Consider the following 12,114-nt stretch of genomic DNA (forward strand, 5'->3'; position numbering starts at 1 on the left):
GGCCTCGCGCAAAAACCTGTTCCCTGCCATCCCGGCTGCAGGAAAATGTCTCAACAACAGATGTGGAAACGCATCGGTCAATCGCCGATGCCCTCCCATGGCTTTGTCCTGAAAAGTCAGGACTATCAATTGGCGTCTGGAACAACGTCTGCCGGCACGTCGATCGTCACATTGACATCGCTGCCGCCGCCCAGGACGCCCGAGCTATAGAGGTAGAAACCGCCGGCAGCGATGACCAGCAGAAGCAGAATTGCGACAAACCAACCTGACCCTCCACCTGAGGTGACGACAGTCGTGTTTCGTTCATGATCGGTCATTGTGCAAACTCCGTTGGATAACGGAGCTTCAATGCAGCGGCGAATATTTGGTTCCGAAAGGCAAGGGCCTAAGCAGGGTCTGACGTGCTCAATCCGGGTGGAAGCGGCTTGTCCAGCCGTTCGGATTCGCGCTTCGGCTTCATCAGCGGTTCCGGCGTGACCGGACGGGTGTGCAGCTTGTCTTGCCCGGCCAGCAGTCCCTCGACCGCCTGCAATGCAAGCCGTTCCTCGTCGAGACGACGCACATCATGGCTGATTTCCAGCGCCTGATCTTCTGTCGCGCCAAGCGATTCCAGTGTCTTGCGTCCGAACAGCATGCCGGATTCAAAGGTCTCCCGCGCCTCGTAGTCCACGCCCCGGGCGCGCAGTGACAATGTGTGGGTCCGGTCATAGGCGCGGGCAAAAATGCGGGCGGTGGGAAATTCGGCCTGGATAAGGTCGACAACCTTGTCCGTGATTTCTTGCTTGTGCGTGCAGACAGCCACGATCTTCGCCCGCTTGATCCCGGCAGCAATCAGCACGTCCTTGCGGGTGCCATCGCCGAAATAGATCTTGAAGCCGAATTTGGAAGCCGAGCGGATCCGCTCCGCCGAATGGTCGATGATGGTCACGTCGGAACCGCCGGCGAGCAGGATCTGCGAGGCGATCTGGCCGAAGCGCGAAAACCCTACCATCAGGACGTCCGAGCCTGCGCCGGCAAAATCCTCATCCATCTGCTCGTCATCCACCGTCTGCATCAGCCGGTTTGCCAGCAGCGCCGCCAGCGGCGTCAAGGCCATGGAAATGGTGACGATCGCAATCAGCAGCGAGGCAGTGGCCTGGGCAAAAACGCCGGCCGCGGCGGCCGCAGTGAAGATGACAAATCCGAATTCACCGCCCTGCGGCAACAATCCGGCGATCTGGATGCTGGTATTGTGGGTGGATCCGAACATGCGGCAGACGCCGTAGATGACCAGCGCCTTGATGACCATCAGAACCGGGACGGCAATCACAATCACCAGGATATTGTCGGCGATCACCGAAAGATCGAGCGACAGCCCCACCGCCATGAAGAACAATCCGAGCAGGATGCCGCGAAACGGCTCGATATCGGCCTCGAGTTCATGCCTGTAGGAGGATTCGGCCAGCATCACGCCGGCGATGAAGGCGCCCAGCGCCATCGACAGGCCGGCGACCTGCATCAGCGTTCCCGAGCCCAGAACCACAAACAGCGCCGCGGCAATCATCGCCTCCTTGGCGCCGGTTCCGGCAATCAATTGAAACAGCGGATTGAGCAGATAACGACCGGCCACCAGCAGGGCGGCAATGGCGCCGATGGTGACGGCGATGTCAACCAGCAGGGAACCGGAGTGATCCGCGGTCGTCGGCGCAACCAGCGGGATCAGCGCCAGGATCGGCACGATGGCCAGATCCTGGAACAGCAGGATCGAAAAGGATTGCTGCCCGTATCGGGTGTTGAGGTCGCCGCGCTCTTCCAGGATCTGGATGCCGAAAGCGGTGGACGACAGCGCCAGGCCGAAGCCGATCACGCTTGCCGCCGCCCAGGGTTGCCCGCCAATGGCAATGGCGGCTGCAAACAACAGGGCGGCCGAGACCACGACCTGCATCAGCCCCAGTCCGAAAATGTCGCGGCGCATCTGCCACAGCCGTGACGGCTTGAGCTCCAGTCCGATGATGAACAACAAGAGCACGACGCCGAGCTCGGCAAAATGCAGGATTCCCTCGCCATCGGTGATGATACGCAGCAGCGGACCGATCACGATTCCGGCAGCAAGGTAGCCCAGGACGGTGCCAAGCCCTATCTTCTTGAACAGGGGAGCGGCGACGGTGGCACCGCACAGCAGGATCAGGCCTTCGGTGTAAAGGTTGGCTTCGCCTGCGACCATTCAAGATGCTCCTGTTTTCAATTCCGGACCGCACGGACCATGATGGGCTTGATGCTTGACCCTCGGGACAATACATGAGAGCCAAGCGAAAGGCCAAAAAACATGAGCGAATCCAAACAATCTGAAGGCTTGCTGGCGACAGCCGAGCGACTTATCGAGCGCGCCCGCGCCGCCGGTGCCGATCAGGCAGATGCGGTGGTGGTTCGCCGCCGGTCGCGATCTGCGTCCGTGCGCAATGGGCAGGTGGAAAACACCGAGTCGTCCGAATCGGATGATTTCAGTCTTCGCGTGTTTGTCGGGCAGAAGGTGGCAACCGTCCAGGCCGGTCACGGCGCCGATGAGGAAGCTCTTGCCACCCGTGCCGTCGCCATGGCCCGGGTGTCGCCTGAAGATCCCTATGCCTGTCTTGCCGATGCCGAAAGGCTGGCCCGGACCTGGCCTGATCTGGAACTGTTCGATTCCACCGAACCTCCGGCCGAAGCCCTGGTGGAGGCCGCAACCGCGGCCGAAGCTGCGGCACTGGATGTGTCCGGCGTGGCGAGCTCAATCGGCGCCGGGGCAGGCGCCGGGCTTTTCGGCATGGTCCTCGCCACCTCGCACGGTTTCTCGGGCGCCTTTGAGCGATCCGGGTTTTCGACATCGGTGAGTGTGATCGCCGGCGAAGGCGTCAAGATGGAGCGCGATTACGATTTCGACAGCCGCGTCTTCCTCGCCGATCTTGATGATGCCGCAACCATCGGCCGCCGCGCCGGTGAACGGACGGTAGCCAAGGTCAATCCGCGCAAGGTCAAGACCGCGTCCAATGTCACCGTGGTTTTCGATCCGCGGGTGGCGCGCGGCCTGATCGGTCATCTGGTGTCGGCCATCAACGGCGCGTCGGTTGCCCGCAAGACCAGTTTTCTGCGCGACATGATGGGCAAGCAGGTGGCAATCGACGGGCTCACCCTGGTCGATGATCCCTTTGTCCGCCGCGGATCGGGTTCCCGTCCCTTCGATGGCGAGGGCATCTCCGAGGGTCCCCTGACCATGGTCGAGAACGGCGTGCTGCAGCAATGGTATCTCAGCACGTCGGTTGCGCGCGAACTGGGACTGACCACCAATGGCCGCGCCGGTCGCGGCGGACCGTCTTCGAGCAATGTCCTCGTCACCCCGGGCCCGCAATCCGCGAAAGAGCTGATTGCCTCCGTCGGCAACGGCTTCTACGTCACCGAACTGATCGGACAGGGCGTCAATGCGATTACCGGAGAATACAGCCGCGGCGCGTCCGGCTTCTGGATCGAGAACGGCGAGCTGACCTTCCCGGTGTCCGAAGTCACCATCGCGTCCAATCTCAAGGACATGTTCAAGCGCATGGTCCTGGCCAATGACATCGATCCCAAATATTCGGTGGCGGCTCCGACCATTGCCGTGGAGGGCATGACGCTTGCCGGCGACTAGCGACTATGCAGACGACCTGGCATTGATGCTCGAAGCCTCGCGTCTGGCTGCGGACATCGCCATGTCGCATTTCCGCAAGGATCCGGAGGTCTGGTACAAGAACGAGGGCCGCTCCCCGGTCAGCGAAGCCGACATTGCCATCGACCTGTTGCTGCGCAAGATGCTGACGGAATCACGGCCCGATTATGGCTGGCTGTCCGAGGAAGCCATCGACACCGAAGAGCGGCTGTCGCATCGCCGCGTTTTCATCATCGATCCGATCGACGGCACCCGCGCCTATGTCTCCGGCCGGCCGGACTGGTGTGTGAGCATCGGACTGGTCGAGGACGGCCGGCCGGTGGCCGGTGTGCTGGCAGCCCCCGCACGCGGCGAAGTCTGGCTTGCCCATCTGGGCGGCGGCGCGTTTCTGGATGGTGTCCCGCTGGCAATGGGGGACGCCGCGCCGTCGCAGACGCCTTTGCGCGTCGCCGTTCCCGATGTGGTTGCGACAGAAATGCGTCCCGGCGCGAAGGACAGTCTGGACAAGGTACCCGGCGGGCCCTCTCTGGCGCTGCGGGTGGCCGCGGTGGCGCAAGGCAGTCTCGACGGTCTCTACATTCGTCCGCGATCCAGCGAATGGGACCTGGCCGCTGCCGATTGCATGCTGGCTGAAACCGGCCATGTGCTCGTCGACAGGGAGGGCAATCGCCTGGTCTACAATGCGCCCGACCCGTCCCGCGGTCTACTCGTGGCAGCGTCGCACGAACAGGCGCCGGGGCTGCTGGAGTTGCTGCGGCCAGCCAACGGGCATTGACCTTTCCCGGGAATTGCCGCAAACCGCGGCTTGATTGGCAGCATCGTTTATTCGTGGAGCAACCCCATGCCCGATGGCAAAAACAAGCAGCTTCTACACCTCGTCTTTGGCGGCGAACTCTCCAACCTCGAATCGATGGAGTTCAGAGACCTGGACGCGCTCGACATCGTCGGGATATTTCCCGATTATGCGTCGGCCCTTCAGGCTTGGAAATCCAAGGCGCAAATGACCGTCGACAATGCCCATATGCGGTATTTCATCGTTCACATGCACCGGATGCTGGACCCGCACAACGAAAACAAGACCGCGTCTTAAGGGCGCGGACGAAAGCCATTATGACCAAACCGGACGCCGAGGCAGCGCCTAGGCTTCAACAGCTTAGCGAGAAGATGAACCGGCGTCGTCTGGGCAAGAAACTGTTGCAGTCCGAATGGATCCAGCGCACCGGCTCGGCGCTGATCCACTGGATGCTCGGTGCGATCTGGCGCAGCAATCGCGACAACGGCACCTCCACCGACTGGGAGGCGTTGATCGAGGGCGAATGGCCGGCGATCTTTGCGCTGTGGCACGGCCAGCATCTGCTGGTGCCCTATGCCGCGCCATGCAACCGCAAATTCACCTCGCTCGTGTCGCGCAGCGCCGACGCCGAAATCAATGCGCGTGTGCTGGCGCGCGCCGGGATCACGGTGATCCGCGGTTCCGGCGGGCGCGAGGCGCGCGCGGCTTCGGAAAAAGGCGGCGTCAAAGCCCTTATCTCCATGCGCGACGCGCTTCGCAGCGGCATCAATGTGGTCATGATCGCCGATATATCCAAGGGCGAAGCACGCCTGTCGGGTGAGGGCATCATCACCCTGGCAAAAATCTCCGGCCGGCCGATTGTCCCGGTGGCGCTGGCGACAAGCCGCCGCCACGTGCTTGAGAAAACCTGGGACAAGACCACCATCAACCTGCCGTTCGGCACCAGAAGCGTGCGCCTGGCGCCGCCGATCTTCGTGTCCGCCAAGGCCGGCAGGGAAGAGATCGCCGAGAAGCGGGCGCAGCTCACCGCCGAGCTCAATCGTGTCACCGACGAAGCGATGCGCGCTGTCGAGGCCGCCACATGAGCCGCGGCTGGGCTCGCGCGGCGCTGATTGGCTACCGCTGGTTCGGTGCGGGTCTTTATCCGCTGCTCGGTCCCTATCTCGCCATCCGTGCCGCCAAGGGCAAGGAAGAGCGCGGACGCCGCAAGGAGCGTTATGGGCTTTCCGACATCGACAGGCCTGCCGGCCCGCTGGTCTGGTTTCACGCCGCCAGTGTCGGGGAAACCACGGCGGTCGTTCCGCTGATCAGGGAAGTGCGCCGGCGCGGCATCTCGGTGGTGCTGACCACCGGCACGGTCACATCTGCAGGAGTGGCGCGCGAGCGGCTTGGCGACACGGTCATCCACCAATATGTGCCGCTTGATCTCAAGCCAGCGGTGTCGCGTTTCCTCAACCACTGGATGCCCGACCTGGCGATCATTGCGGAATCGGAAATCTGGCCGATGACCATCCTCGAGCTGGGTGTGCGCCGCACGCCGCAGGTGCTGGTCAATGGCCGGCTGTCGGACCGGTCATTCGCACGCTGGAGCAAGCGTCCCAGCCTTGCCGACGCGCTGTTTGAAAATCTCTCTCACGTCATTGCCCAGTCCGATCTGGATGCGGAGCGGTTTCTGGCGCTCGGCGCAAGGCCGGTCAGTGTGTCGGGCAATCTCAAGGTGGATACGACCGCGCCGCCATGGGATGCCGATGAACTGGCCAGGCTGCAGGCGCAGATCGGTGACCGGCCGACATGGGCAGCGATATCGACCTATGAGGGCGAGGACGAGATTGCCGCAGCCGTCCACCGGGCGCTCAAGCCGCGCCACAAGCAGCTGAGCATTCTGGTTCCGCGCCATCCCGATCGCGCCGATGCTGTCGAAGCCATGCTGGTGGCCCGGGGGCTGACGGTCGTGCGCCGTTCCAGCGGTGACGCCATCGATGCGTCGACCGATGTGTTTCTGGGCGACACCATTGGCGAGATGGGGCTGTATCTCAACCTGACCAAGGTGGTTTTTGTCGGAAAGTCGCTCAAGGGCGGCGGCGGACAGAACCCGCTCGAACCCGCCATGCTCGGCTGCTCGGTGCTGGCGGGCGAAAATGTCGACAATTTCCGCGAAAGCTATGCCAAGCTGATCACGAATGGCGGCGCGCGCTTTGTCCGGGATGGCGAAATGCTGGCCAAGTCGGTGCATTTCCTGCTGTCCAATCCGCAGGCCCGCCAGGCCATGGCCGAGGGCGGCGAGAAGACCCTGCGCGACATGCGCGGTGCGCTCAAGGCCACCATCCGCGCGCTTGAGCCCTATATCAATCCCCTGACTGTGAAAGCCCGGCTGCTGCCGCGCGAGAATGAGAATACGGAGAACCGGGCAGGCGGCCAATGGTAAGTGAAGCGCCTCCGTTCTGGTGGCAATCTGCCGGCGTCCAGTCGGCGCTGTTATCGCCCTTTGGCTGGATCTACGGCCGTGTGGCGCGCCGCATCATGGATCACCGGGTGCGCAAGGCCATTGGCGTCCCGGTCATCTGTGTCGGCAATTTCACGGTCGGCGGGTCGGGCAAGACTCCCACCGCACTGGCGCTGGCCGAGACTGCGATCGCCGGCGGGTTCACTCCCGGTTTCCTTTCGCGCGGCTATGGCGGCGGCGTCCGCCACGCCACCGTCGTTGATCCGGCCCGGGACACCGCGCGGCTGGTGGGAGACGAGCCGATGCTGCTTGCCGCCAAGGCGCTGACGGTGGTCTCGGCCGACCGGGTGGAGGGCGCCGAGCTGCTGGTTCGCAGCGGCGCTGACCTGATCATTATGGATGACGGCTTTCAAAGCGCCCGGCTGGTTTTCGACCAGGCCTTGCTGGTGGTGGATGCTCGCCGTGGCATCGGCAATGGCTGCGTCTTTCCCGCCGGGCCGGTGCGCGCGCCGATCATGGACCAGGTCCGCCACGCCGATGCGCTGGTCGTGGTCGGTGAGGGCACTGGCGCCGATCCGATGATCCGGCTGGCCGCACGCGCCGCCAAGCCGATCCATCTCGCCCGTCTGCAGCCGCGCAATGCCGACGAGTTCAAGGGCCGGAATTGCCTTGCCTTCGCGGCGATTGGCGATCCCGAGAAATTCTTTGCAACGCTCGAACGCGCCGATGTCCGTCTGGCGCGGCGGCAGGGATTTCCCGATCACCACCATTTCACCGATGACGAGATCAATGATCTGCTTGCCGACGCCGAATTGTACGGTCTCGACCTGATCACCACGGAAAAGGATTATGTCCGGCTGCAGGCCGGCCATGGCCGGGCGCTTGACCTGGTTCAAAAGACCGCCGTGCTTTCGATCGATCTGGCCTTCGACAGTCCCGATGTTCCCGGCGCCATCATCAATGCGGCCGTGGCGGCATTCAAGCGGCGTCGCAACAGCAGCTAAGCTCGCGCGTCAGCTCCGGCTTGGCAACAGGCCGGCGCGCTGGTCTGCGGTGACGGAGGCATGCACGTCGACATAGGCTTCCTGCCGCGCCACGCTCCAGTATTTCAGCTCTTCGATCGGAATTCTTTCGCCTGTCACGGCGCACACCACATGGGTGCCCGGCATCAGGATCTGAAAATCGCCATCCTGATAGCGAATCTTTGCCGGGCGGTCGCCGGGGCCTTCAAAACGGTTCATGTCAGATTGCTCCCGTTGGGTTCAACCGCTGTATGCCGTCCCGCCTTCCAAATTGCAAGTTGGGGCGGCCGCGGTTGGAACAGGCATCACGTCAGCGGCGCGAAAACAGTTTTTCGATATCGGCGAGTTTCAACTCGATATAGGTCGGGCGGCCGTGATTGCACTGCCCCGATCCGGGGGTGCGCTCCATTTCGCGCAACAATGCATTCATTTCCTCAGGCATCAGCCGCCGTCCCGAGCGCACCGAGCCATGGCAGGCCATGGTCGAGGCCACGGCTTCCAGCCGGTCGCGCAATCCGTCGGCGCTGTTCCACTCGGCGATTTCATCGGCAAGGTCACGCACCAGTCCGCCGACATCCGTCTCACCCAGCATGGACGGGGTTTCCCGCACGGCGATCGCGCCGGGTCCGAACCGCTCGAGCACCAGCCCGAATTCCGCCAGATCCCCGGCGCGGTCGGCCAGCCGGTCGCAATCATCTTCCGGCAGGTCGATGATCTCGGGCAGCAGCAGGATCTGCGACGGCACGGTTCCCGCCTGCAGCGCTTTCTTGAAACGCTCGAATACCAGTCGCTCATGGGCTGCGTGCTGATCAACGAGCACCAGCCCGTCGCTGGTCTGGGCGACGATGTAGTTCTCGTGGATCTGCGTGCGCGCGGCGCCGAGCGGATGGGCGATGGCGGCCTGGTCATGCTCGGCGTCGTCAACCCTTGCCGAGGGCATGGCCGCGCCCGAAATGTCCGGCTGGCCCTGTTCGCCAAACCCCTGCGGGGCATCACGCAGGGGCCGCGAGGGCGAATGATCCATCTGCCAGCCGGCAGCAACCGGCGGCCGGGCCAGTCCGCCGAACCGGCTCTGGGTCCAGCCGGCCTGGCTTTGTCCGGCCGCGGCCGGCTCAACCGACCGGAAGGCCTGAGCCAGGCTGACGCTGGCCGAGGGCGAGGCGCGATCTCCCTCGGCGCTCAACGCCTGACGGATCGCGCCGATGATCAGACCCCTGACCAGACCCGGATCCCTGAACCTGACATCGGCCTTTGCCGGGTGGACATTGACATCGACCAGCGCCGGATCCAGCGTGATCCACAGCACCGCGACCGGATAGCGGCCGCGCGGCAAAGTGTCGGAATAGGCGGCGCGGATGGCCGTCAGGATCTGCTTGTCCTGAACCGGGCGGCCATTGACGAAGGCATATTGCGACAGCGAATTTGCCTTGTTCCAGGTCGGCAGTCCGACATGGCCGGAAAGCCCGACGTCCTCGCGCATGGCATCGATTGCGATCGTGTTGGCGGCAAATTCCTTGCCCAGCACCTGGGCGATGCGGGCCAGCCGGTCTTCGCCGGTCGAGGGCAGCTCCAGCGTCGAGCGGTCCGGCCCCGACAAAGTGAACCGCACCGACGGAAAGGCGATGGCAATCCGCCGCACGATTTCGGTGATCGCTGCGGTTTCGGCGCGGTCGGATTTCAGGAACTTCAACCGGGCAGGGGTGGCAAAGAACAGGTCGCGCACCTCCACCGTCGTCCCCTGATTGGCCGCGGCCGGTTTGAGCGGAGTCGGAACCCCACCCGCCAGCGAGACTTCATTGGCATGGGCGGCATCTTTCGGCCGCGATCGCAGCGTCAGCCGCGCCACCGATCCGATCGAGGGCAGAGCTTCACCACGAAAGCCGAGTGTGCGGATGTCGTCGAGCCTCTGGTCGAGCTTCGAGGTGCAATGGCGGCGCACGGCGAGAGCCAGATCGTCGGCGTCCATGCCCAGCCCGTCATCAACCACCCGGACAAGCGCCTTGCCGCCGACGGCGGTGGCAATCTCGATCCTGCGGGCGCCGGCGTCGATGGCGTTTTCAACGAGTTCCTTCACAACGCTCGCCGGCCGCTCGATGACTTCACCGGCGGCGATCTGGTTGATCAGGGTCTCTGGCAGTTGATGGATGCGCATGTGACCATGTTGAGGGATTCGGTCTGCAACGCAATATTTGAAGCCGTGTGGCGCAGATAAATCTGTTTGCAGCTCTCTCAGCCTGGCCCTGGGAGGCCAACATCACATTCCACCAAGGATTTCTCGGTTGGCGTGGTTAATTTCGGCTTAACACTCCGATGCGATAATCGGGCGACATGAACTGGCTGCTTGTTCGAGGGGAAAATGTTCCGGACCCGGTGGGGTTGGTCACCAGATGAGTATTCCGGCCACCTGTTATTGCATCGGATAGAACTGACATGGCATTGAATGAAAGCGGAATTCAGGGTCGCTCCTTCGAAGCCAAAACCATCGAGGGCCTGGCTCTGGCGCTTGATATCGGCATCATGATCTATGACCGCAACGACACGCTGATTGCCGCCAGCACCCAGGTTCGCCGCTTCTTCGACATCTCTCCCGACGTGCTCATGCCCGGTGCCCGGCTCCGCGACCTGTTTGGCGCGGCCTATGATGCCGGCGGCGGCGTGCTCGGGTCGACCAATGGCCGGCCGCGCAATATTTCGCGCGAGGACTGGATTGCGGAACGGATCGCGGTTCACTGGCGCGAACGCTATGAAAGCATCGAAAAGCTCGCCGACGGACGTTGGGTCCGGCTGTGCAAACGGCGGATGTCCGACGGGATACTGATCAGCACGCTTTCCGATGTCACCAATTACAAGCACCAGGAAACCGAACTGACACGGACACGGCATCAGGCCGAGCTGTCGCAACACATCCTCGACAATCTCGCCAATCCGGTGGTGGTCAAGGATTCCGAGCTTCGCTACGTGGTGGTCAATGACGCCTTCTGCCGGATCCCCGGCTTGCACCCCAAGCAGGTTCTGGGCCGCACCGCGGCCGAACTGGTCGAACCCGAGCTCGCCGCCCATTTCGAGAAGATCGAAGGCGATGTGCTGGCCACCGGAGTGCCCTATGAAACCGTCGAGGACATCTTTCGCGCCGATGGCAATGTGATGCATGTCATCACGCGCATTCGGCGTTCGGGAACGCCCGGCAATTACTATGTCACGATCTCGTTCGACGATGTCAGCGCCTTTATCGAAAGCGGCAAGTTTCGACCCCAGACCATTTCCCGCTATGGCAAGAAAGCCGCCGCAGACGCCCACATTCCACTGGCTGCAGCCGAAGCGCGGCCCGCTCCGACGGGCCGCGTGCTGGTACTCGATGAAAACAGGCACCGGTCCGCAATCCGCGTGGCGGGCTTGAAGTCGTCAGGCGCCGATGCGGTGGCGATTGCCGATGTGCACGAAGCCCTGGCATTCCTCGACGCCGCCAGCTCCGCCGGTATCGAAATCAGTGATGTGGACATATCGATAGAGATGGCGCTGGAATTGTCCGCAATGACGGTGTCAGCCGAGCATGATTTGCTCAGGCGAGCGGTCGAGCGCCGCATTGCCGATGGCACGAGACAGGCGGCCCCCTCGCGGCGGATTCCCGGGCGGGCCGAACCGGCGGACGTGCCCGTGCAAACAGTGCCCGCGCCGGCGACAGCGCCTGCCGCAGCCGCAGCCGTGCCCGATTCGAAACCGCTTGGCGGCTCACAGATTGTCCGCCCGCGGGTGCTGGTGGCCGAGGACAATGACGTCAACCAGATCGTATTCGAACAGATTCTCGAGGGGATAGGGGTCGATTTCCGCATTGTTTCCAATGGCCACGAGGCTGTCGCCGCCTGGCAGGCTTCGGTGCCGGATCTGATCCTGATGGATATTTCCATGCCCGGGATGAACGGCTTGCAGGCAACCCAGGCCATTCGCGACGCCGAAGCGGCCGCTACCGGTGACGACGCGCATGTTCCGATCATCGCGGTGACCGCCCATGCCATGAATGGTGACAAGGAACGCTGCTTTGCGGCGGGAATGGATGATTATCTGTCCAAACCGGTAAGCCCGGAGAAGCTGGAACTGATCATCGAGAAGTGGATCGGTGCTGCGCGCCGCGCATTTGCAACGGGCTGAGTGCCGGTTCGCGCCAAAACCACCGGTGGTTTCTAGGCGCGCATGCAATAGG

11 protein-coding genes are annotated in these 12,114 nt (G+C 63.1%); 7 read left to right on the plus strand and 4 right to left on the minus strand.

Going from position 1 to position 12,114, the window contains the following annotated elements; all coding sequences use genetic code 11:
- Positions 1–125: 125 nt before the first annotated feature.
- Both OEG82_RS07855 and OEG82_RS07860 read right to left on the minus strand, forming a co-directional pair.
- The gene (locus tag OEG82_RS07855; RefSeq protein WP_267611874.1) at positions 126–317 is read right to left on the minus strand and encodes a hypothetical protein; all 192 of its coding nucleotides are present in this window, start codon (positions 315–317) and stop codon (positions 126–128) included.
- A 68-nt stretch (positions 318–385) separates the two neighbouring features.
- Complete coding sequence (locus OEG82_RS07860; protein ID WP_267611875.1) at positions 386–2,203, minus strand: monovalent cation:proton antiporter-2 (CPA2) family protein; 1,818 nt, start codon at positions 2,201–2,203, stop codon at positions 386–388.
- Between the two features lie 102 nt (positions 2,204–2,305).
- Here OEG82_RS07860 and OEG82_RS07865 point away from each other — a divergent pair, with 102 nt between their 5' ends.
- From OEG82_RS07865 to lpxK, 6 genes are all read left to right on the plus strand, one after another.
- The gene (locus tag OEG82_RS07865; RefSeq protein ID WP_267611876.1) at positions 2,306–3,640 is read left to right on the plus strand and encodes a TldD/PmbA family protein; all 1,335 of its coding nucleotides are present in this window, start codon (positions 2,306–2,308) and stop codon (positions 3,638–3,640) included.
- Positions 3,627–4,433, plus strand: coding sequence for a 3'(2'),5'-bisphosphate nucleotidase CysQ (locus tag OEG82_RS07870; RefSeq protein ID WP_267611877.1), 807 nt, complete (start codon positions 3,627–3,629; stop codon positions 4,431–4,433). Before OEG82_RS07865 ends, OEG82_RS07870 begins: the two co-directional genes overlap by 14 nt.
- 66 nt (positions 4,434–4,499) lie before the next feature.
- Complete coding sequence (locus OEG82_RS07875) at positions 4,500–4,748, plus strand: DUF4170 domain-containing protein (RefSeq protein WP_267611878.1); 249 nt, start codon at positions 4,500–4,502, stop codon at positions 4,746–4,748.
- Between the two features lie 74 nt (positions 4,749–4,822).
- On the plus strand, positions 4,823–5,536 hold the full coding sequence (locus OEG82_RS07880) for a lysophospholipid acyltransferase family protein (protein ID WP_267611879.1): 714 nt from the start codon (positions 4,823–4,825) through the stop codon (positions 5,534–5,536).
- Complete coding sequence (gene waaA, locus OEG82_RS07885; protein ID WP_267611880.1) at positions 5,533–6,876, plus strand: lipid IV(A) 3-deoxy-D-manno-octulosonic acid transferase; 1,344 nt, start codon at positions 5,533–5,535, stop codon at positions 6,874–6,876. The genes OEG82_RS07880 and waaA overlap by 4 nt, the downstream gene beginning before the upstream one ends.
- A complete protein-coding gene (gene lpxK, locus OEG82_RS07890; RefSeq protein WP_267611881.1) occupies positions 6,870–7,898 on the plus strand; it encodes a tetraacyldisaccharide 4'-kinase in 1,029 nt (342 codons plus the stop codon). The genes waaA and lpxK overlap by 7 nt, the downstream gene beginning before the upstream one ends.
- A 9-nt stretch (positions 7,899–7,907) precedes the next feature.
- On the opposite strand, the gene OEG82_RS07895 is transcribed toward lpxK, so the two are convergent.
- The gene (locus OEG82_RS07895; RefSeq protein WP_267611882.1) at positions 7,908–8,135 is read right to left on the minus strand and encodes a DUF2093 domain-containing protein; all 228 of its coding nucleotides are present in this window, start codon (positions 8,133–8,135) and stop codon (positions 7,908–7,910) included.
- Between the two features lie 91 nt (positions 8,136–8,226).
- Positions 8,227–10,068 carry a DNA mismatch repair endonuclease MutL gene (gene mutL / locus OEG82_RS07900; protein ID WP_267611883.1) on the minus strand — a complete coding sequence of 614 codons (1,842 nt, stop codon included), beginning with the start codon at positions 10,066–10,068 and terminating at the stop codon, positions 8,227–8,229.
- A 278-nt stretch (positions 10,069–10,346) separates the two neighbouring features.
- Between mutL and OEG82_RS07905 the strand changes: the two genes are divergently transcribed.
- Positions 10,347–12,062 carry a response regulator gene (locus tag OEG82_RS07905; RefSeq protein ID WP_267611884.1) on the plus strand — a complete coding sequence of 572 codons (1,716 nt, stop codon included), beginning with the start codon at positions 10,347–10,349 and terminating at the stop codon, positions 12,060–12,062.
- The last annotated feature ends 52 nt before the right edge of the window (positions 12,063–12,114 follow it).

Origin of the sequence: Hoeflea ulvae (assembly GCF_026619435.1) — a bacterium.
Taxonomy (GTDB): domain Bacteria; phylum Pseudomonadota; class Alphaproteobacteria; order Rhizobiales; family Rhizobiaceae; genus Hoeflea; species Hoeflea ulvae.

What these genes read in the sequence shown, in the direction of transcription:
- OEG82_RS07855 (WP_267611874.1), bottom strand. Translation starts at nt 317, where the DNA reads ATGACCGATCATGAACGAAACACGACTGTCGTCACCTCAGGTGGAGGG.
- OEG82_RS07860 (WP_267611875.1), bottom strand. Translation starts at nt 2,203, where the DNA reads ATGGTCGCAGGCGAAGCCAACCTTTACACCGAAGGCCTGATCCTGCTG.
- OEG82_RS07865 (WP_267611876.1), top strand. Translation starts at nt 2,306, where the DNA reads ATGAGCGAATCCAAACAATCTGAAGGCTTGCTGGCGACAGCCGAGCGA.
- OEG82_RS07875 (WP_267611878.1), top strand. Translation starts at nt 4,500, where the DNA reads ATGCCCGATGGCAAAAACAAGCAGCTTCTACACCTCGTCTTTGGCGGC.
- OEG82_RS07880 (WP_267611879.1), top strand. Translation starts at nt 4,823, where the DNA reads ATGAACCGGCGTCGTCTGGGCAAGAAACTGTTGCAGTCCGAATGGATC.
- waaA (WP_267611880.1), top strand. Translation starts at nt 5,533, where the DNA reads ATGAGCCGCGGCTGGGCTCGCGCGGCGCTGATTGGCTACCGCTGGTTC.
- lpxK (WP_267611881.1), top strand. Translation starts at nt 6,870, where the DNA reads ATGGTAAGTGAAGCGCCTCCGTTCTGGTGGCAATCTGCCGGCGTCCAG.
- OEG82_RS07895 (WP_267611882.1), bottom strand. Translation starts at nt 8,135, where the DNA reads ATGAACCGTTTTGAAGGCCCCGGCGACCGCCCGGCAAAGATTCGCTAT.
- mutL (WP_267611883.1), bottom strand. Translation starts at nt 10,068, where the DNA reads ATGCGCATCCATCAACTGCCAGAGACCCTGATCAACCAGATCGCCGCC.
- OEG82_RS07905 (WP_267611884.1), top strand. Translation starts at nt 10,347, where the DNA reads ATGGCATTGAATGAAAGCGGAATTCAGGGTCGCTCCTTCGAAGCCAAA.